This window comes from Methylobacterium sp. J-001, from assembly GCF_022829565.1.
In the GTDB taxonomy this organism is placed as follows: Bacteria; Pseudomonadota; Alphaproteobacteria; order Rhizobiales; family Beijerinckiaceae; genus Methylobacterium.
Genome location: NZ_JAKSYN010000133.1, coordinates 12,546 through 33,365, shown reverse-complemented (window position 1 = coordinate 33,365; position 20,820 = coordinate 12,546). Strand labels below are relative to the sequence as shown.

General features: G+C 69.2%; 14 protein-coding genes. 6 read left to right on the top strand and 8 right to left on the bottom strand.

Going from position 1 to position 20,820, the window contains the following annotated elements; genetic code table 11:
• Positions 1 to 48 precede the first annotated feature (48 nt).
• A complete protein-coding gene (locus MKK65_RS15345; RefSeq protein ID WP_243958653.1) occupies positions 49 to 2,139 on the bottom strand; it encodes a chemotaxis protein CheA in 2,091 nt (696 codons plus the stop codon).
• 380 nt (positions 2,140 to 2,519) lie between these two features.
• A complete protein-coding gene (locus MKK65_RS31210; protein WP_279596743.1) occupies positions 2,520 to 3,626 on the bottom strand; it encodes a methyl-accepting chemotaxis protein in 1,107 nt (368 codons plus the stop codon).
• Positions 3,627 to 4,072: 446 nt separating this feature from the next.
• Between MKK65_RS31210 and MKK65_RS15335 the strand changes: the two genes are divergently transcribed.
• The 4 genes from MKK65_RS15335 (at position 4,073) to MKK65_RS15320 (ending at position 6,764) form a co-directional block, all read left to right on the top strand.
• Positions 4,073 to 4,369: an STAS domain-containing protein gene (locus tag MKK65_RS15335; protein ID WP_243958652.1), complete on the top strand. Its 297-nt coding sequence runs from the start codon at positions 4,073 to 4,075 to the stop codon at positions 4,367 to 4,369.
• Positions 4,370 to 4,392: 23 nt separating this feature from the next.
• Positions 4,393 to 4,758: a response regulator gene (locus MKK65_RS15330; RefSeq protein WP_058192785.1), complete on the top strand. Its 366-nt coding sequence runs from the start codon at positions 4,393 to 4,395 to the stop codon at positions 4,756 to 4,758.
• Between the two features lie 528 nt (positions 4,759 to 5,286).
• Positions 5,287 to 6,237 (top strand): PAS domain-containing protein, encoded by a 951-nt coding sequence (locus MKK65_RS15325; protein WP_409565435.1) that lies wholly within the window; start codon positions 5,287 to 5,289, stop codon positions 6,235 to 6,237.
• A 95-nt stretch (positions 6,238 to 6,332) separates the two neighbouring features.
• Positions 6,333 to 6,764 carry a SufE family protein gene (locus tag MKK65_RS15320; protein ID WP_058192787.1) on the top strand — a complete coding sequence of 144 codons (432 nt, stop codon included), beginning with the start codon at positions 6,333 to 6,335 and terminating at the stop codon, positions 6,762 to 6,764.
• 471 nt (positions 6,765 to 7,235) lie between these two features.
• Here the strand turns inward: MKK65_RS15320 and MKK65_RS15315 are convergent, their stop codons facing one another.
• The 5 genes from MKK65_RS15315 to MKK65_RS15295 form a co-directional block, all read right to left on the bottom strand.
• Positions 7,236 to 9,461 carry a PAS domain-containing sensor histidine kinase gene (locus MKK65_RS15315; protein ID WP_243958651.1) on the bottom strand — a complete coding sequence of 742 codons (2,226 nt, stop codon included), beginning with the start codon at positions 9,459 to 9,461 and terminating at the stop codon, positions 7,236 to 7,238.
• 187 nt (positions 9,462 to 9,648) lie between these two features.
• The gene (locus tag MKK65_RS15310; protein ID WP_243958871.1) at positions 9,649 to 9,843 is read right to left on the bottom strand and encodes a type II toxin-antitoxin system ParD family antitoxin; all 195 of its coding nucleotides are present in this window, start codon (positions 9,841 to 9,843) and stop codon (positions 9,649 to 9,651) included.
• A gap of 443 nt (positions 9,844 to 10,286) precedes the next feature.
• Positions 10,287 to 11,132, bottom strand: a complete 846-nt coding sequence (locus MKK65_RS15305; protein WP_243958650.1) for a DUF6456 domain-containing protein — start codon at positions 11,130 to 11,132, stop codon at positions 10,287 to 10,289.
• Between the two features lie 92 nt (positions 11,133 to 11,224).
• A complete protein-coding gene (locus tag MKK65_RS15300) occupies positions 11,225 to 11,437 on the bottom strand; it encodes a hypothetical protein (RefSeq protein ID WP_243958649.1) in 213 nt (70 codons plus the stop codon).
• 122 nt (positions 11,438 to 11,559) lie between these two features.
• The gene (locus tag MKK65_RS15295; protein ID WP_243958647.1) at positions 11,560 to 11,982 is read right to left on the bottom strand and encodes a MucR family transcriptional regulator; all 423 of its coding nucleotides are present in this window, start codon (positions 11,980 to 11,982) and stop codon (positions 11,560 to 11,562) included.
• Positions 11,983 to 12,373: 391 nt separating this feature from the next.
• Here MKK65_RS15295 and MKK65_RS15290 point away from each other — a divergent pair, with 391 nt between their 5' ends.
• Positions 12,374 to 14,509: a S9 family peptidase gene (locus MKK65_RS15290; RefSeq protein ID WP_243958645.1), complete on the top strand. Its 2,136-nt coding sequence runs from the start codon at positions 12,374 to 12,376 to the stop codon at positions 14,507 to 14,509.
• Positions 14,510 to 14,542: 33 nt separating this feature from the next.
• Here the strand turns inward: MKK65_RS15290 and MKK65_RS15285 are convergent, their stop codons facing one another.
• Positions 14,543 to 17,983: an AsmA-like C-terminal region-containing protein gene (locus MKK65_RS15285; RefSeq protein WP_243958642.1), complete on the bottom strand. Its 3,441-nt coding sequence runs from the start codon at positions 17,981 to 17,983 to the stop codon at positions 14,543 to 14,545.
• 174 nt (positions 17,984 to 18,157) lie between these two features.
• Between MKK65_RS15285 and MKK65_RS15280 the strand changes: the two genes are divergently transcribed.
• Positions 18,158 to 20,521 (top strand): ATP-dependent helicase, encoded by a 2,364-nt coding sequence (locus MKK65_RS15280; protein ID WP_243958640.1) that lies wholly within the window; start codon positions 18,158 to 18,160, stop codon positions 20,519 to 20,521.
• Positions 20,522 to 20,820 lie beyond the last annotated feature (299 nt).

Sequence of the window (20,820 nt, the reverse complement as noted above, 5' to 3'; positions counted from 1 at the left end):
CGACCTGCAGGGCGTGGCCCTGCTCGATGGCCTCGACGAAATCGGTTATCAGGCTACCTCACGGAAATCTCGCAGCGCCTCGGGGGCGCCGATCTGTCCGCCGGCCATCAGCTGGGCCGGGTCGATGATGAGCGCCGCGGTGCCGTCGCCCAGGATCGTGGCGCCCGAGAAGGTCGCGACGTCGGCATGCAGCTTCGACAGCGACTTGATCACCGTCTGGTGGTTGCCGAGGATCTGGTCGGCCACGAGCCCGAACCGGGTCTCGCCCACCGAGACGATGATCACCTTCTGGTAGGGGTCGGGCGCGCCGGTCGCCGCGAACAGGCTGCGCAGGCGCAGGAACGGCACGAGGTCGCCGCGGATGTTGAGGAAGTCCCGGCCGCGCTCGCCGCGCCCGTCCTCGGGCAGCTCGACGCATTCCTCCACGGCCGCCAGCGGCAGCACGTAGCGGCCCTCGCCGACCCGGATCAGCAGGCCCTCGATGATCGCCAGCGTCAGGGGCAGGCGCAGCACGAGGGCGGTGCCCGCCCCCGGCTCGGTGGTGATGTCGATCGAGCCGCGCAGGGCCTCGATGGTCCGCTTGACCACGTCCATGCCGACGCCGCGGCCCGACAGGGCCGAGATCTGCTGCGCGGTGGAGAAGCCCGGTGCGAACAGGAACTGGTAGACCTGCTGGTCGGTGAGCGGGACGCCGGGGGCGACGAGCCCCCGCTCCTCGGCCTTGGCGCGGATGCGGGCCACGTCGAGCCCGGCGCCGTCGTCGCGCACCGTGACGTGGACCTGGCCGCCGACATGCTCGGCGCTGAGCGTGATGCGCCCGGTGGCGTCCTTGCCGGAGGCGGCCCGGCGGGCCGGGTCCTCGATGCCGTGATCGATGGCGTTGCGGATCAGGTGCACGAGCGGATCGGCCAGGCGCTCGATCACGGTCTTGTCGAGCTCGGTCTCCTCGCCGTCGGTGACGAAGGTCACGGGCTTGCCGAGATCCCCCGACAGGTCGTGGACCAGGCGCCGGAACCGGCTGAACAGGGCGCCGATCGGCACCATGCGGATGCTCATGGTGGTGTCGCGCAATTGCGCCGACAGCCGCTCGATCTCCTCCGCGATGGTGTGGAGCCCGCCATCGGCGTGCAGCCCCGCGAGCTGACTGAGGCGGGCCTGGGCGATGACCAGCTCGCCGACCCGGTCGAGCAGCTCGTCGAGCCGCTCGGCCTCGACCCGCATCGTGCTGGACACGCGGGGCTCGGAATTGCGGGCCTGGCCCCGGCGCTCGGCCTCGGTGGCCGGCTTCGCGGCGGGCGTGGTCGCAGCCTTGGCGGCGGGGGTGATGGCGGAGGTGGCGGCCGGCGCCGGGGCGGGCCGCTCCGGGGCGGGGACCGGCACGGGCGCGGGCGCGGCGACGACGGCGGGGGTGGGCGCTGGCACAGGCTCGACGGCGTCCAGCGGCGCCAGGGTCAGCACCATGTCGTCCCGCACGAACAGGAAGACGTCCTCGATCGCCTCCCGGGTCGCGGACCCGCGGAGCGTGACGTCCCAGCCGAGCACGAGGTGCTCCGGGTCGAGGGCGGCGAGGTCGGGCAGGTCGTCGAGGCGCGGCACCACCGTGCAGGGGCCGAGCTCGCGCAGCTCGTCGAGCAGCGCCAGCGGGTTGGTGCCGTTGCGCAAAACCTCCGGGGCGAAGGCGATTCCGATCCGCCAGCCCGCGGGCGCGCAATCCGGGCCCGGCACCTCCGGCTCCGGCGCGGATGCCGGCTCCGACGGGGTCTTGGCCCGGCTCACCAGGCGCTCGAGCTCGGCCAGGATCGCCTCGCCGATCACCGGGGCGGTGGCGCCGGGATCCTCGATCAGCGTGCGGATGTAGTCCTTGGCCGAGAGGGACACGTTGACCAGATCGGCGCTGGTCGGGACCTCGCCGCGCCGGACCAGGTCGAAGGCGGTCTCGAAATCGTGCGTGAAGGCGGCGACCTGGTCGAAGCCGAACATCGCCCCCGATCCCTTGATCGTGTGCAACGCCCGGAACGCGGTGTCGATCAGCGCCGAATCGTCGGGCCGGTCGCCCAGATCGAGCAGCGTGGTCTCCAGCCGGTCGAGCAGCTCGTTGGCCTCGGCCAGGAACACCTCGCGTGGATCGTGATCAGTCATCGTCGCGTGGATCCAGTTGCGCCGTCTTCGGAGGCATCGGTGCGATCACGCACCCATTGCGGGCGCCGGCCGAAGGCTAGATCGCGCGATCAACCCAAGACTCGGGCCATCGATCGGGACACATCCTACTTTAAACTCGTTAAAAAAAGAAGTCCTGATCGCGTCAAAAACCCGACGAGATCATATTTTTCCCCAAAAAGTTTCGTTTCTTGAATGAATCAAATCGCTACTTTGCCCAATAATACAGTATTAGATTGTTCTATAACGGATCGTATATCACCCGTTCGCAGGCAATCTACCGGATGATCCGGTCGTTGCGTTATATTACCTGCGGTAGTGACAACCGATACAGATCATCCGCGTCGAAATCTGTCTCGGCCTCAGAACAAATCGATGCCCGCCAGCGGATCGTCGTCGCGCCCGTGAGTCGGCACCGCGGTGCCCAGCAGGTGGCGCGACATCCGCTCCCGGACCTCCCCGAGGGTGCAGCCGGCGATCAGCGCCGCCGCCCAGTCCCGCTCAGCATCGGCACCGGCCTCCGGGTTGGATTGGAGCGCCCGCAGGATCGCCTGCAGGTTCTGCATGCGCTGCTTGGCAAGATCCTGGAACTGCATGGACACGATCGCGCCCGAGACATCCTCGGTGATCGCCTCGGTGGTCTGCACGGTTTGGGTCAGCACGTCGGCGAAGCGCGAGCTCTGCTCGACCAGGGATTGCATCACCAGGCGCACCCGGGCGTCGGCGTTCTGGCTCTCCTCCGACATGTCGATGGTGGCGATGTCGCGCAGGAGTGCGTGGCTGCTGCGCAGGCCGCCGGCGATCGAGGCGATCTGCCCCTTGATCACCCCGGAGAGCGCGTTGATCGTCCCGGCCAGGCTGCGGACCTCGTCGGCCACCACCGCGAAGGCCCGTCCCGCCTCCCCGGCCCGGGCCGCCTCGATCTTGGCGTTCAACGCCAGCAGATTGGTCTGGCGGTTGATCTTCTCGATCTCGGCGACGCTGCCGTCCACCGAGGACAGCTCGCCCAGCACGCCGTTCAGCGCATCCCCCATGGTGGCGCCGCGCGACGACATGAAGCCGATCTTGTCGTTGAGCATCGCCAGGATCTCGCCCAGCGCCGTGGCGACCTCGGCCAGCGGCCGCTCGGCGCCGTCGATCCGCACCGACTGGATCGACGTGACCAGGCCCTGCACGATCTCGGACTGGCCCCGGGTGGTCGGGGCGATGCGCTGGAACCGGTCCGACAGGCCGTGGACGTCGGTCTCGACATCCGCCGAGATGATCCCGAGCTCGTCGATCAGGGCGTCGAGAGTCTTGCGCTGGACCTCGGACAGGCCGAGCCGGGCCTGAAGGAGATCGGCGGCCCCGAGCGGCGGCTGCGGCGGCGCCGGCGCGGCGGACGAATCCCCGGCCTCGGCGGGCGCAGCGAACGAATCCGAGTCCTCTCCGTGGTCCAGCTTCAGATTCGCGCGCCCCCAGAAGGCCATCGATATGTATTCCTCGGACTCGGCCAGCTCTCGCCGGGCTCAGGCTCGAACTTACGACCGTGAGCAGCCGCTTTCTAAGCCGGCCCCCTGAATGAACAGTTATTGCGCACGTTATAGAGCCAAGCAATGATACGAAACATGACGCCCCGGACCGGAAACGACCAGTGCTATACTCGGTGCATCCAATACAAACACTGCGCTTGGCGCTAGCCATCAGTACGATCGGATACAAGCAACGATTGATGGCGATCCGCCACAAACGCCGAACTATTCGACCAATACAAAATCGCCATCCCGCCGGCCGCGAACCGTTTTCAACAGGAAACGCCGGACGATGCATCGTGGCATTCTGGTTGCTATGATGCGCTCAAGGGAAATTTAACGCGCCCGATTCTTAAAGAGATCGACTGCAGCCAGTCTGGCCGCGCACCCGCAGCGGAATCACCATGGCCGAACCCGTCACCTTCACGATGCCGTCGGATTGCACGCTCCGGACGGCGCAGGCGCTCCGCACCGACCTGCTGGCGGCGCTGGAGGGCGCGGCAGGCCTGGTGCTGGATTGCGCGGCGATCGAGGCGGTGGATGTCACCTTCGTCCAGATCGTCGTCGCGGCCGCCAAGGCGGCGGCGGCGCGCGGCGCCCCCCTCGACCTGACCAACCTGCCCGACGCGGCCGCGGCGGCCTTCCGGCGTGCCGGCCTCGCGCCGCATGCGCCGTTCGCAGCCGCCGTCCCCGCCCTCTGACCCCAGGACCGGACCCCTCCCCCATGGCCACCGTTCTCGCCGTCGACGATTCCCCCAGCATCCGCCAGATGATCAAGATCGTGCTGGGCCCCGCCGGCCACACGGTGATCGAGGCCGAGGACGGCGCCGATGGCCTTGCCAAGGCCAAGGCCGGGGCGATCAACCTGGTGATCACCGATCTCAACATGCCGGTGATGAACGGCATCGAGATGATCAAGCAGCTGCGCACGGTCCCGTCCTGCGCGGGCGTGCCGATCCTGTTCCTGAGCACGGAATCGGACGAGAGCATCAAGCAACAGGCGAAATCGGCCGGCGCCACCGGCTGGATCACCAAGCCGTTCAAGCCGGAGCAGCTGCTCGCGGTGGTGGCGAAGCTGATCCGCACCTGACGCGCCAGGCCCGTTCCGTGGCGGGCATGCCTTGGCGGGCGTTCCTCGGCGGGCGACCGGATGCATCCTCGGGGCCTGGACGACGCACACGGCCGAAGGGCCGCCGCTCCCGCAGGGTGGCGCCCCCCCCTGTGCGGGCGCGGGAGACACGCGCGGCCGCCCCCTCCCGGCCCGCGGATGGACTGTAACGCCGGGTGCAACCCGCGCTACAGACTCCCAAAAGTGCGCTGAAAGTCCGACCTCGGCCCTAATATCGCATCCCCATGTGGATGAGCACGCCAGCGGCAACGTGGGATCGGAACGGGACCCCCATCGGCACGTTGACCGGCGCCATCACGATACGGACACGGCGTCTCACACAGTTCGGCATAGCGGGTCGGGTACAGAATGGGCGGTCAGCCACCAGGGTCCGGAACGGCTGCGCCGCAGGCGACGGTCCCCGCGGGGGATGCGGGCCGGGCGGCGGACTCCGCCGGGACCAGCGCGTTGAGCGACAGCTTCCGGCGCTTTGCCGATGTGGTGCCGCTGATGCTGTGGCGCTCGGACGAGAACGGTCACGCGGTCCATCACAACGAGTGCTGGCTGGACTTCACCGGGCGCCCGCTCGAGGAGGAATTGCGCGTCGGCTGGCGCAGCGGCCTGCATCCCGAGGATTTCGAGCGCCATGCCCGGATCGTCGCGGAGGCCTTCGCGGCCCGTGAGCCGTTCACCGTGGAATTCCGCCTGAAGCGCCACGATGGCGTCTATCGCTGGCTGCTTGACACCGCCCGCCCGCTGGTGGAGGACGGCCGGTTCCAGGGCTATCTCGGCACCTGCTTCGACATCACCGACCGCAAGCACGCCGAGGAGCATATCGAGCAGGCGCTCGCCGAGAAAGAGGCCCTGCTCGCCGAGGTCTATCACCGGGTGCGCAACAACCTGCAGGTGATGGTCAGCCTGATCGGTCTCTACGGCCGCGCGGCGCCGGACCCCTGCCGCGGCAGCTTCGAGGCGCTCGGCCAGCGAGTGCGGGCGATCGCGCTGGTGCAGCAGCACCTGCACGAGGCGCCCCATATCGCGTCGATCGACCTGCACGATTACCTCCACCGCCTGGCCTCGGGCCTCGGCCAGCTCCGGCGGGCCGGGCGGATCAGCGTCCAGGTCGGCGGCTCCGGGACCGGGCTGGTCGAGCCGCGCACCGCCAACGCGCTCGGCATGATCGTCGCCGAGATCGTGGCCGAGTGCCTCGATGCCACGGCCGAGCACGTCGCCTGCTCCATCGCCATCGCCATCGAGTCCGCCGCGGGCCATCCGCTGCGCGTCTCGATCGTCTCCGGCATCAGCGAGATGGCCGCCACCGGCCGCTCCAACATCCCCAAGCTAGGGCCGCGCCTGATCGCCGCCTACGCGGCCCAGGCCGAGATCCTGGTGTCGGGCGATGCCAGCACCGCCGAGCCCCTGGTCCTGACCCTGCCGCCGACCCAGCCGCCGGAGACGTGATCGCCGACGCCGCGCCCCCTGTGTTTCGCGCGGGAGTCGCCCAAGTTTCGCCGGGGCCTTATATCGGCCCCGGCCCATTCCAGATCCGGTCCATCATGGTTCCCCCGATCGACACCATCGTCGAGAATTTCGCGTTCATCGACGATTGGGAAGAGCGCTACCGCTACCTCATCGAGCTCGGGCGCGCCCTGCCGCCCCCCGATCCGGAGCTGCATGCCGAGACCAACAAGGTCCAGGGCTGCGCCAGCCAGGTCTGGATCGACCTCGACGTCGACCGCTCCGACTCGGAGCCGCGCTTGCGCATGCGCGGCGACAGCGACGCCCACATCGTGCGCGGCCTCGTGGCGCTGATGATCGCCCTGTTCGACGGCAAGCCGCTCCGCGAGGCGGCCGAGACCGACGCCTTCGCGCTCTACACCAAGCTGGGGCTGGGCGAGCACCTGACCCCGCAACGCTCCAACGGCGTGCGCGCCATGGCCGACCGGGTGCACCGGGACTCGGTGCGGTTCCTGGAGATCGAAGGGTAGGCGGCGGCGCCGGTCCCGCTTCTGCTTGAAGGCGTCTTCCGACCCACCTCGTCTTCCCGAGGGTTGAGCGACGCGAGCCGCGACGGAACCCTCCCGCCCGCCGCGCGATCCCTGAAGCCCTTCGTCGAGACCTCTGCTTCGCTGCGGCGCCTCAGGATGCGGGGAGTAGGGTCTGAACTCAATCCGCTTGGCCGTGACGATGTCCGCAACGGGTGGATTTCTGCCGGTCCGCTTTGGGGCAGTAATCGATGGAAAGAGACATCGCTTCCGTGCCCGCTCACGACCCATCGCAGCCCCTCGGAAGGTCCGCTTCGCGCCAGCTTGGTGGAGGATGACTTACATCCGGATCAGGTGGGGAGCAGGGGTTCAATAAATGCGTTAGGGATGTCCTGTATTCATGTTGAGCCAACCGGTCCCGTCATTCGCCAACAGCCGCAATCCTGAAACCTTCGACGCCGCTTCGCGGGGACGTTACCGACCCATGATGCGTTTGCGCCGCTGCCACTTGGCGACTTTGCTCAAGAGCCGGGAAAGATCTTCGACCGAGTAGGGCTTGTGCAGTAGCTCGAAGCCGTAGGTGCCATTCTGCGCCAAGACGTGGCTGTAGCCTGATGCCAGTAGGACGGGGAGGTCGTGGTATTCCGAGCGGATGCGGTGTGCGAGGTCAATGCCGTTCATGCCGGGCATCACGACATCGGAGAACACCACGTCGAAGCGGTCAGCATCTTCCGCGAGTTCGGCCAGTGCCTCCTCGGCGTTGGCTGCCCAGACCGTCACGTAGCCAAGGTCCGCCAATGTGTGAACCGCGAAGGTACCGACATCGGCGTTGTCCTCAACCACCAGCACGCAGGTGCCGTGGCCATCCATCAAGGGCTTCAGGTAGTCGGTGCCCGTCGCGAGCGCAGCGTCTCCGACACGTGGGAGATACAACGTGAAGGCACTGCCCTTACCGACCGTACTCGTCACCGTAACCTCGCCGCCCGACTGCTTGGCGAAGCCAAACACCTGTGACAAGCCAAGGCCGGTGCCCTGGCCGACCCCCTTGGTGGTGAAGAACGGCTCGAAGATCTGCTCCAGACCTTCCTCGGGGATGCCGCTGCCGGTGTCGATGATCGAGACGGCCACGAACGCGCCTGGGACAGCCGCGTGGGTTCGGACGGCCGGCATTTGCTCAACGGCCTCCACACTGATCGTGATCTGACCTTCGCCGTCCATCGCATCACGCGCATTGATAGCCATGTTGACCAGGGCCGTGTCGAACTGGCTCGGATCGGCGTTGAGGAAGCAGGGTACGTTCGGAAGCTCCGTCACGATTCTGATCCGGGAGCCGGTCAGGGTTCCCATCATGTCGCCGATCGCTCGCACGCTCTCGGTGGCGTCGAACACCTCGGGTTTAAGTGCCTGCCGCCGCGCGAATGCGAGGAGCTGACCTGTCAACTTCGCGGCGCGGTCCACCGTATCTGAGATCGCTGTGACGTAACGGGTCCGCCGCTCAGGGGCGAGATCGGGCCGCTTCAGCAGGTCGGTTGAGGACTTGATGACCGTCAGAAGGTTGTTGAAGTCATGCGCCACGCCTCCGGTGAGCTGCCCGATGGCTTCCAGCTTCTGAGACTGGCGAAGGGCTTCCTCCGCCCTCGACAAGGCGCCAGCCTGCTCTTTGCCGACTGTGATATCGCGGCCCGTTGCGTAGGTCATCTCGCCGGCCGGAGCCGCTACCCACGAGATCCAGCGGACGGAACCATCTTTGTGCCGGTAACGGTTCTCGATCCTAGGCAGCCCACCTTCCGCCGCAAACTCGTAGGCATCCGTCGTCTCGTGATGGTCGTCGGGGATGACGAATTCATTGACGTGTTGGCCGACCAGTTCGTCCGCGCTGTAGCCGAGAACCGTCGTCCACGCTGGGTTCACGCGCTGGAACACTCCCTCGAAGTCGATGATGAGCATCAGGTCGGGTGATGTCTCCCACATGCGGTCGCGCTCAGCCGTCCGCGCCGCCAGCTCCGCCTCGCTCTCTTTGATCGCCGTGATGTCGCGCGCGGAGCAGTAAACCTTGCCCTCATCCGGAACCGCGACCCACGACAGCCAGCGCCATGTGCCATCCCTGTGTCGGTAGCGGTTCTCGAACCGGAGCGCGGGTGATCCGAGCTGGATCGCCGCGTCCCAAGCTGCATGCGTCACCGCTTGGTCGTCGGGGTGGATGAAATCGAAGAAGACCGTGCGGGCAACCTCATCTTCCGACCAGCCCAGCACGGCAGCCCAGGCGGGGTTGGACGCCTCGAAGTACCCGTCCGCGTTGAGCACACCCATGATGTCGGGGCTCACCCGCCACGTCTGGCCTCGTGCCAGCGCCCGCTCAAGGACCTTGTTCTCAAGGTCGACGTTCAGTTCGCGCAACGCGTTTGCCGTGCGGTGCTGCTCTGTGATCTCCGTGCCCTGATTGAGGAGGCCGACAATGCCACCCTCCTCGCCTCGGATAGGTGTCGCGGTGAAGTTCCAGTAGGTTATCTCGTGCATGCCGCGCCGGACCATCGGCAACGCGACATCGCTCCGCGCGAAGCCTTCACCCGTTGCCATCGCATGGTGGAATGGAGGCGCAACCAAATCCCAGGTTTCGCCCCAGACCTCTGCGACCGGGCGGCCGAGCGCGTGCGGATGACGGTCGGCCAGCGAAGGCACGTAGGCATCGTTGTAGAGCATGATGAGATCTGGTCCCCAAAGGACCGTGCTCAACATGGGCGAGTTCAGGCAGGCGGAGACCATCGAGAGTAGCGGCAATGGCCACATGTCCAGGGGACCGAGCGGTGTCGTGGCCCAATCATGGGCGCGCATCCGTTCCCCCATCTTGCCTCCACCGGCGAGGAAGGTGTCTCGGTGGTCCGTCGTATCATGCACTGGCATCCACCTTCGGTGCCGCGTTCGACGTATCCCGGCGCATCACTGCTTCATCTCGGTCGAGCAGCCGCAGTGCAGCCCGCACGACCTCGCTGGCGCTAGCGAAGCGGCCGGACTGGATGCACGCCCTCACGAGGGCGTCCTGCTCCTGGGTGATCGAGACAGTGAGAGTTCTGCGCACGGGCATGGCCATCGAAATGCTGTGCGGTGTACGAAGGCTTCTTACAAGCCCAATCCCGCCAGAGCCGGCAGATGGTCTGCTGCTGGACAAGTCCGGACCTTGCGGCAGATCGCTAGGATGGTGAGCGTTGTGTCGCTGGCGGAACGTCCGCTTCAGGGCGAAGGGTTAGTGTCCGGTCCCTACCCCGAGCCGAAGTTGACGGACGGCCGACGAATGGCTGCTTTCGGGAAGCGCTGATGGCGATCCCTACGACTGTGTTGGGTCGGAAACAGCCGCTCAGACAGCCAAGCGGATCGAGATCAGACCTTAGGCTAGTGCACTGACGCCAACAAAACGTACACAGAGCAGCGCATTTTCTTACGCACTCTCAGCGAGTTAGCAAACGACGGCGTGGTGCGTTCGTCGGTGTCTGTGCACTAGAGGTTCGCCGGCTTCGGCGCCCCCTCCCCTCACGCCCGCCACAGCCGCATGCGCGCGTGCTCCGGCCCGGTCGCCTCGCGCGCCAGACCATAATGCTCGGCCAGCCGCCCGAGGGCGATCCGGACCACGACCTTGGCCGAGCGGGCCGGCCAGCGGCGCTCGGCCTCGATCCGCTCGAGGCCCTTGAGGAAGCCGCACAGGTCGATCAGAAGGCCCGACAGGTCGCTGCCGACCGCGTCGAGGGCGCCGCGCACCCGCTGGCGGGCCGCGATCACCTGGTCGGACGCGGCGGCCGGATCGCGGGCACCGCCGCCATCGACCCGAGGGGCGCCGAGTTCCGCCCCCATCCGGGGCAGCATCGCGGCGGTGGTCATGTCCCGGCGCAGCCGCTCGCCGGCCTCGAACGCGGCCGGGTCGAGCAGCGGCGCGCCGTCGCCGCCCCGACGCCGGACCATCCAGGCCAGGGGGTTCTCCGAGGCGTTCCGCACGGCCGGCTCCGCGGCGCCACCCGCGATCACGGTGAGATCGTGGTGCTGGGCCAGATAGGCCATCCCGTCCGGGGCCTGCCCGCGCCGGAGCCGCGCCCGCCCCGCCGGGCCGATCGTCAGGCGCTTGCCGGCCGGGTCCCAGGCGGCGAGGTCGGCATCCGTCAGGGCGCGGCCGGCCGTATCCGAAAACCGCCCGCTGCCCACGGACACCCCGTCGCCGCCGCGCCGGACCAGGAGACCGTCATCGCTCAACGGGTCGCGCATGGCGTAGGCGCCGGCCTCGCCGAGCCGTGCCAGCAACCGCCCCGCCTCCGCCGACAGGACGGCGCCGGATGACCGCCCGGGTGCCGTCGCCTTGGTTCGGCGGGATCTGCCGTTTTTGTTCATGATTTGTTCCAGACAGGACTCGCGGTTCCGACCGGCCGCGACCCTGACAGAAACGCCTCACGAAGTCAAGGACTTTTTGCCTAACGGGAGATTCAGGTCCGGCGATGGCCGGTCGGTGGCTGGCGCAGGATCTCGGCGATCTCGTCCTCCGACTTTCCGCGGACCGCGTAGCCCAACTCTTCGAAGCGATCGATCAGGGCCGTGCTGTCGGCGGCGGACCGCGCAGCCCATTCGGCGAGACTCGCATTCATCCGATCGAGATCCTGCGCGGGATCACCGTCCTCGGACTCGGGAAACGCGTTCATGCACAGCACCTCGGCGCCGGACGGGGTTTTGACCGCATCGCACGAAACGAGCCATCGCATCCCAACGCCCGACATCGTCTGCGTATCCCTCGGTTGTGACAGGCGTCCCGGCCGCACCGCTCTCAGGCGGCGTCCGACATGGCGCTCAGCCGGCCCAGCCCGGTTGCCTTGGCGAGTTCGGAACGGGTCTTGGCGTAGTTCGGTGCCACCATCGGGTAATCGGCCGGCAGGTTCCACTTCGATCGGTATTGCTCCGGGCTCATGTTGTACTTCGCCCGAAGATGCCTCTTGAGCGACTTGAACGCCTGGCCGTCCTCCAGGCAGACGATGTAATCCGGCGTCACCGACCCCTCCACCGGCACGGCCGGCGCCGACACCGTGACCGTGGCCGTATGGCTGTCGAGGACGCGCTTCAGGGCCGCGTAGACGTTGCCGAAGAGAGAACGGAGTTCGCCGACCGGAATGGAATTCCTGCGCACATAGGCAGCCACGAGGTCCGCCGTCGCGTCGATCAAGTCTACGGATCTTCCGTTTTCGCCCAACATGATACCCCCGATGTATTGCGCGATTGTGTATTCAACGCGGCCATGACGCCGCGACGCATGTCCGTGAGCATATGCGGGGACGGTCCCATGCACGACGCCGACATGCTGGCCCCAAGCCCACATGCATCAATCGATCCCCTGTACAAAGGTACAACGTGTTTTCTTAGACGACAAGATAGAATGAGAATACAAAGATTTGCGCGAAATGTCGCGCACTCGACACTATTAGGTTAGGTTTGCCATCTAGAAGTAGATGAAATCTTGAGCCAACCAAACTTTAAGTTTGCGACGTCGCGCGCGCCGGCCGGCCCCGGCGTCGCGGTGACTTGCGCCGCGGGCCCGGGCGCGACACATCCCCAGACCGGGCGGACAGGACCCGGCGGGAGATACGATGACGGAGATCGGACGCGGCTTTCTTGCTCATTCGACCGGGGCGCCGGTGGCCGAGCCCCGGCCGCGGCGCTTCAGCGTCCACGGCCGGGAGATCGTCGATGACTACGCGTGGTTGAAGGCGGAGAACTGGCAGGCGGTCCTGAAGGACCCCGCCGCCCTCCCCGACGACATCGCCGCCTACCTGAAGGCCGAGAACGCCTACGCAGAGGTTGCGCTCGCCGGCAGCGCCGACCTGCGCAAGACTTTGGTCTCCGAGATGCGCGGCCGCATCCAGGAGGACGAGAGCGGCGTGCCAGATCCCGACGGGCCCTACGCCTACTACACCCGCCATCGCGAGGGCGGGCAGCATCCGCTGGTCTGCCGGCGCCCGTCCACGTCGCCGAACGTGCCGGATTCCGGCCCCGACCCGGACGAGACGATCCTGATCGACGGCGACCGGGAAGGCGAGGGCCTGCCCTTCTTCGAGATCGCCGCCGCGGTCCATTCCGACGACCACGGGCTCCTCGCCTGGAGCGCCGACACCAAGGGCTCGGAACTCTACACGATCAAGGTGCGCGACCTCGCCACCGGCCTCGACCGCGACGACCGGGTGGACGCAACCTCCGGTGAGGCGGTCTGGGCCGCGGACGGGCACAGCTTCTGGTACGTGGCCCTCGACGCCAATCACCGCCCCGCCAAGGTCATGCGCCACCGCCTCGGCACCGCGCAATCCTCAGACGAGACCGTCTATACCGAGCCGGATGCGGGCTACTTCGTCCATATCGGCCGCACCCAGTCCGGCGCCTTCCTGGACGTCACCGCCAGCGACCACGAGACCTCCGAGGTCCGGCTCCTCGACCGGCACGCGCCCTCCGCCGCCCTGCGGCTTGTGCAGCCGCGGGAGCCGCTGCTGATCTACGACGTCGAGCATCGCGGCGACCGGCTCTACATCCGCACCAACGCGGACGGCGCCGAGGACTTCAAGATCGTCACCGCACCCCTGGACGATCCGGGCCGGGCCAATTGGACCGACCTCGTGCCCCACCGGTCCGGGGTGATGATCCGCCATCTGCACCTGCTGGCCGGCCACCTGATCCGCCTCGAAGTCGAGAATGCGCGGCCGCGGATCATCGTGCGCGACTTGGCCGACCACGTGGAGCACGCGGTTGCCTTTGCCGAGGAGGCCTACGCGCTGGGCCTCCGGGGCGGGCACGAATTCGACACGGCGACGATCTGGTTCGTCTACTCGTCCATGACGACGCCGTCCGAGACCTGGGACTACACCTGCGACAGCCGCACCCGGACGTTGCGCAAGCGCCAGACCATCCCGAGCGGGCACGATCCGGCCGCCTACGTGACCCGCCGGCTGTTCGCCACCGCCCCGGACGGCGAGCAGGTGCCGATCTCGCTCCTGCACCGCAAGGATCTAGCACTCGACGGCTCCGCGCCGCTCCTGCTCTACGGCTACGGCTCCTACGGGACGCTGATGCCGGCGGGCTTCCGCACCAACCTGCTGAGCCTGGTCGATCGCGGCTTCGTCTACGCGATCGCGCATATCCGCGGCGGCACCGAGAAGGGCTGGCGCTGGTACCTCGACGGCAAGCGCGAGAAGAAGCCCAACACCTTCACGGATTTCATCGCCTGCGGGCGGGCGCTGATCGCGGCCGGCTACACGGCGGAGAAGCGCATCGTCGCCCATGGCGGATCGGCCGGCGGCATGCTGATGGGCGCGGTCGCCAATCTCGCCCCGGAGCTGTTCGCCGGGATCGTCGCCGACGTGCCGTTCGTGGACGTGCTCAACACCATGCTGGACGCGGAGCTGCCGCTCACCCCGCCGGAATGGCCCGAATGGGGCAACCCGGCCGAGAGCGTCGCGGCCTTCGAGACGATCCTGTCGTACTCGCCCTACGACAACGTCGCCGCCAAGGATTACCCGGCGATCCTAGCGCTGGGCGGCCTCACCGACCCGCGGGTGACCTACTGGGAGCCGGCGAAATGGGTCGCCCGCCTGCGCGCCACCATGACCGGCGGCGGCCCGATCCTCCTGCGCATCAACATGGAGGCCGGCCACGGCGGCGCCGCCGGCCGCTTCGACCGGCTGGAGGAGGTGGCGCTGATCTACGCGTTTGCGCTGATGGCGGTGGGGCGGGCGTAGGGGCTCGCCGCTGAGGGGGGGATGCCCACGCGTCTACGGACGCGGCGGCTCGACCGGCGCCCCCTCGCCTGCCGTTCCCTCGTTCGGCTGCGCCCGCATTCTTGCCTGCCGAGCAGCTTCCTCGGCGGCGGCTTTATCCGCGGCGGCCTTGAGCGCGGCGGCGCGGGCGCGGTCCATCTCGATCCGGGACCGGCGACGCTGGCGCTCGACCTGGTCGGCCTCGGTCAGCTCGATGGTCTCGAGCTCGCGCTGGAGCACGAAGGTGGCGAGCCCGTTCGACAGGGCGCCGACATCGAGCACGCGCTCGGGCGCCCCGAGCGAGCCGGTGAAGCCGAGCTGAACGGCCGGGGCGCCGGCGCTCCAGCCGCGTGGGACCGGGCCGCCGGACAGGAGCCCCCGGGCGTCGAGGCGGTTGCCGCGCAGGTCGTAGCCGATCGTACCCGACCAGCGGGCGGCCCCGAAATCGAGGCCGAGGGGCCCGGCCCGCAGCTGGCCGCCGACGATGGTGACCGGGCTGCTCGCCGGGGCCTTGGCCTGCGCGCCGCCCTTGGCGAGTTCCTCGGCGACCAGGGCCTGGAGCCGTCCCTCGCGCAGGGGATCGTCGATGTCCACCGCCCGGGCGAGTGCGCGGCCGAGGCCGGCCGGGTTGGCCTCCGGGACGCTCAGGTCCTTCAGGGTGAGGCTGCCGCTGCCGGAGAGGTTGTCGGCGAGGCCCGGGGCGGTCTCGGCACTGGTGGTGAAGCGCAGGGAGGCGGTCAGGCGCCCGCCGATCGGGCTGGCACCCGCCAGGCCGGCGAGCGCAACATCGTCGAGCCCGCCTTCCCCGGAGATCGACGCCTCGGGTCCGCGGCGGGTGATCGTGGCCGAGCCGGCGATCCGCCCGCCCGCGAGCTTGCCCGTGAGGTCGCGCAGGGTCAGGGCACCGTCGGCAAGACCCAGGGCGAGGGCGGCCTCCGTGGCCGTGAGCCCGCGGCCGAGATCGAGGCTCGCGACCCGGGCATCGAGCGCGACGGGCGCCAGCGCTTGCGGTGCGGGTCCGAAGCGGTCGCCCTTGGCCGCGTCCGGCGGTAGCACAAGGGCCGCTGCCAGTTGCGGCAGCGACAGGCGGTCGAGGCTGAGACGACCGCGCAGCGCCCCGCCCGGCGCCCGCAGCAGCCGGCCGCTGACGGCCGCGCCGGCGACCTTGCCCGTGGTGTCGGCGGTGATGTCGCCGCCGTCCTTGGCGAGCGAGACAGTCAGGTCGGCCGGCCAGGCGCCGGGGCTGAGCCGGGCGGCCCCGGCCAGGGTCAGGAAGGGGCTGAGATCGGCGGTGTCGGCCCGGATCGCGCCGGCATTCGGCAGGGCGTCGGGACCGATCAGGATCGGCCGGGCGGTGGCGAGCTTCAGGCCGGCGATCGTGCCGTTGACGGTCAGCGCGAGGGTGTCGGTATCCGGCCGCTCGGCGCTCAGGTGCAGCTCGGCGGGCTGCTGCAGGCCGGCGATGTCGGTGCGACCGAACCAGACCCCGGCCCGGGGGGTGGTGAGCGTCGCAGCCCCGCCCTCGATCCGCGTCCCGCGGCTCGCGAGCGTCAGGTCGAGGGTGCCGCCGCCGGCATTGCCCCGGGCCTGGCTACGCAGGGCATCGGCCGCGCCACCCTCCCGGTCCAGGGTGACGGCGAGGTCGAGGGGCGCCTCGCGCAGGAAGGCGGGCAGCAGGCGGATCTCGCCGACCCAGACCCGCTCGAGCAAGCCGAGCAGCGGCGCCGCCACCGGGGCCTTCAGCCGCCCGGAGACGCGGCCGGTGCCATCCGCGCCGATCCGGCCGGACAGCTTGGCGCTCGCCCCCGCCAGATCCGTCACGTCGAGGCTGTCGACCACGAGGCTCGACCCGTCCGACTGGATGCGCGCCGCGATGGTGCCGTTGCCGGAGCCCGCCGGCCCGTAGCGCACGTCCTTGGCCTCCAGGGTCAGGGCGAGGTCGTGGTCGCGCAGACTGCCGAGCGTCGTTCCCACCGGTGGCAGAGTGGCGATGTCGATGCCGCTGGCGCGGATCTGGGCGTCGAAGCGCCCGCGCGATCCCGGCTCCGCGGCCGTGTAGCGGGCATTGCCGGTGATGCGCGCCGGCCCCAGGCCGAGGCGCAGGTTGCGCAGGGACAGGCTGGAGGCCGCCGCGGACAGGTCGGCCGCGGCCTCGATCCGGCGGCCGTCGAGGAGCGCGGTCAGCGGCCCCTCCAGCCCGAGCCGGCGCAGATAGCGCCCGAGCGGTTCGGAATCGGGGGCGGTCAGCGCCACAGGGCCGGTGAGGCGGAACGGCGCCGCCTCGATCTGCCCGCTGACATTCAGGGCCGCGTCGCCCGGCCCGACCGCCGACAGGCGCCGCAGCAGCAGGCCGCCCGCGCGCTCGACGGTGCCGGACAGCGCGAGGTTCGACCATTCCTCGCCGCCCAGCACCAGGGTGCCCACCGCGAGGTCGAGGTCGAGCATCGCCGGTAGGCCGCGCCCGAGATCCGGGACCCCGCGGGCGATCAGGTTCTGGCCCTCGGGCGAGCCCAGGAAGGCGTCGAGGTCGAGGCGGCGGCCATCCAGGTTCAGGCCGGCGCGCCACTGGCGCAGGTCGAGCCGCCCGGTGCCGCCGAAGCGGAGCGCCCGTCCGCCCGGATCGATCGCGAGCTCGACGCCCTCGAACCGCACCTGGGTGCCGCGGGCCTTGAACGTCCCGCCCAGCGAGAACGGCAGATAGGGACCCGCCGCCTGGGTCGGCGGCCCGACCACGAGGCGGGCCGAGCCTTCGGATTCGATCAGCGTCGCCCCATCGGCCTCGTTGGGCACCAGGCCGAGGCGCGCATCGGCCTCGAAGCGCGGATGCGCATCGCCGCCGCCCGCGATCTTCACGGCGAGCCGCCCGTCCGGCCCCGGCGTGCCGCTGACCGCCCGGAATGGAATGCCGCCGCTGGTGCCCTCCACCCGCCACGGCCCGATGAGCGCGGGCGCCTGGAGGCGCAGGTCCTGAACGTAGAGCTGGTCGGTCCGGCCCGTGGCCGGCACCTGCGTGGTCACGAGGAATTGCTGGACGTGCAGATCCTCGATGGCGAAGTCACGGGCGCGCAGGGCCTCGCCGAGCTCGGGGGGGATCCGCAGGGCGTCGCCGCCCGCCACCGGGAGCTTGATCTCGGCGCGACCGATCCGCGTCTCGGTGAAACGGAACTCGCCCTTCAGGAGCGGCGCCAGAGCGATCTCGGCCTTGACGAAGCGGGCGTCCAGGCTCGGCCGGTTCGGGTCGGTGCCGAGATGCAGCCGGTCGATGCGCAGCCGCGGCGAGGGCAGGAGCCGGACCTCGATCCGGCCATCGGTCCGGGCCGGCACGCCCAGGGACCGGGCGAGCGCCCGTTCGACAAGGCCGCGCTGGGCCTGCCAATCGATGATGGGCGGGACGGCCAGAGCCGCGACGAGAACCAGGATGACGGCGCCCGCCAGCGCGGTCAGAAGATCACGCACGCTACCCGTTCCGCCATCACCCCGCGCGGTCGCGGCACCGTGATGCCCCGCCGTCGCGTGCCCCCCTGGGCAACCTGTGACCGGCCATAGCACGATAAGTCCCGGACGGCGCCAGAGGGCCGCGCCGAGCCGAATGGCCTCGACGCCGTTCGCGATTTGGTCCAGGGAAGCGGAATGCAGAATGGCCCGCACGCGCAGCCCGCCGGGGACGGCGCTCCGACCTCCATCGCCGCCCGCGCCATGGGCGCCCTCCGACGGGACGCCGCCTCGTATCTCGAAGGGCTCAACCCCGAGCAGCGCCGCGCCGTCGAGGCGACGGAAGGTCCGGTGCTGGTCCTGGCCGGCGCCGGCACCGGCAAGACCCGGGTGCTGACCACCCGGATCGCCCATCTGATCGCCACCGGGCGCGCCCGCCCCTACGACATCCTGTCGGTGACCTTCACCAACAAGGCGGCCCGGGAGATGAAGCTCCGGATCGGCGCGCTGATCGGCCCGGCCGGCGAGGGCATGCCCTGGCTCGGCACCTTCCACGCCATCGGCACCAAGATCCTGCGCCGCCACGCCGAGCTGGTCGGGCTGAAATCCGACTTCACCATCCTGGGCACCGACGACCAGCTGCGCCTGATGAAGCAGGTGATCGCCGACCAGAACATCGACGAGAAGCGCTGGCCGGCCCGGGCGCTGGCCCACACCATCGACGGCTGGAAGAACCGCGGCCTCTCGCCCGAGCAGGTGCCGCCGGGCGAGGCCTCGTCCTTCGCGTTCGGCAAGGGCGGCGCGCTCTACACCGCCTACCAGGCCCGGCTCGCGACGCTGAACGCCGTCGATTTCGGTGACCTGCTGCTGCTCTGCCTCAAGCTCTGGCGCGAGAACCCGGACATCCTGGCCAATTACCAGGACCGGTTCCGCTACATCCTGGTGGACGAGTACCAGGATACCAACGTCGCCCAGTACCTGTGGCTCAGGCTGCTCGCGCAGTCGCGCAAGAACATCGCCTGCGTGGGCGACGACGATCAGTCGATCTACGGCTGGCGGGGCGCCGAGGTCGACAACATCCTGCGGTTCGAGCACGATTTTCCGGGTGCCGTCGTGGTGCGCCTGGAACGCAACTACCGCTCCACCGGCCATATCCTGGCCGCCGCCTCGGGCCTGATCGCCAAGAACGAGAGCCGGCTGGGCAAGACCCTGCGCACCGAGGACGAGCCGGGCGAGCGCGTCACCGTCACCGGCGCCTGGGATTCCGAGGAGGAGGCGCGCCAGCTCGCCGAATCGATCGAATCCCTGCAGTCCAAGCAGCATCCCCTCTCCGAGATCGCCGTGCTGGTGCGGATCTCGGCGCAGATGCGCGAGATCGAGGATCGCTTCGTCCAGCTCGGCTTGCCCTACCGGGTGGTCGGCGGCCCGCGCTTCTACGAGCGGGCCGAGATCCGCGACGCGCTGGCCTATCTGCGCGTCACCATGAATGTCAGCGACGACCTCGCCTTCGAGCGGATCGTGAACACGCCGAAGCGCGGTCTCGGCGACGCCACCCTGCAGCAGCTCCACACCTACGGCCGGGCCAACCGCCTGCCGCTGCTGATCGCCGCCCAGCGCCTGTGCGAGACCGACGAGTTGAAGCCCCGGGTCCGCGCGACCCTGCGGGCGCTCACCGAGAGTTTTTCGCGCTGGGCACGGCTCATCGAGACGCAGCCGCACAACGAGGTCGCCCAGACCATCCTGGAGGAATCCGGCTACACCGAGATGTGGCAGAAGGACCGCTCCGCCGACGCCGCCGGTCGCCTGGAGAACCTGAAGGAATTCGTCCGCTCGATGGAGGAGTTCCCCGACATGGCGGCCTTCCTGGAGCACGTCTCCCTGGTGATGGAGGCCTCCGAGGCCGAGGGCGCCGAGCGGGTGTCGCTGATGACGCTCCACGCCGCCAAGGGCCTGGAATTCGACACCGTGTTCCTCCCCGGCTGGGAGGACGGCCTGTTCCCCAACCAGCGGGCGCTGGACGAAAGCGGCCGGGCCGGTCTCGAGGAGGAGCGCCGCCTCGCCCATGTCGGCCTCACCCGGGCGCGCAAGCGCGCCAAGCTGTCGTTTGCGGTCAACCGGCGGATCCACGGCCTGTGGTCCTCGACGATTCCCTCGCGATTCATCGACGAATTGCCGGAATCGGCCGTCGACGTGGTCGAGGCGCCCGCGCATTTCTCGGCCGGCGCCTCGCGGTTCGACCGCAACCCGACGCCGTTCGGCTCCAGCTACGGCACACCCGGCTGGCAGCGCGCCCAGGCCAACACCGCGGCCGGCACCGGCAACCGGTCCGGCTTCGGCAACAGCCCCGGCGGACGGGCGGGCGGCCCGCGCCAGATCGAGGGCGAGCTGATCGCCAAGTCGAGCGGTACGCCTTCGGCGTTCCAGGACGGCCAGCGGGTCTTCCATATGAAGTTCGGCCCGGGCACCGTCGCCGGCGTCGACGGCAACAAGCTCACCGTCGACTTCGATAAAGCCGGCCGGAAGATGGTTCTCGACAGCTTCATCCAGCCGGGAACGAGCTAGTCCGGCCGATCAAGCCCGGACGCTTCAGGGGGGCAGGGTCGGTCGGCTTGGCCCGTGCGGGCGGAGGCGGATCGCATTCGTGCCGGAGGCCGCGTCATCCCGTATTCCCGCCCCCCCGGCCCGATGCAGCTTTGTCAGGCGACCGGCTTTTTCGGCACCGCGGCACGAACCGTCACCCCCCAGTCACACCCGCCGAGCAAACGTCCGGTGCGAATCGCGTTGGTGCGACGCTTGCACTGCGTATTCGACCCCGGGCGAGGCGACGTGACGCTCTCCACAGGCGAATAGCACGGGGCGGA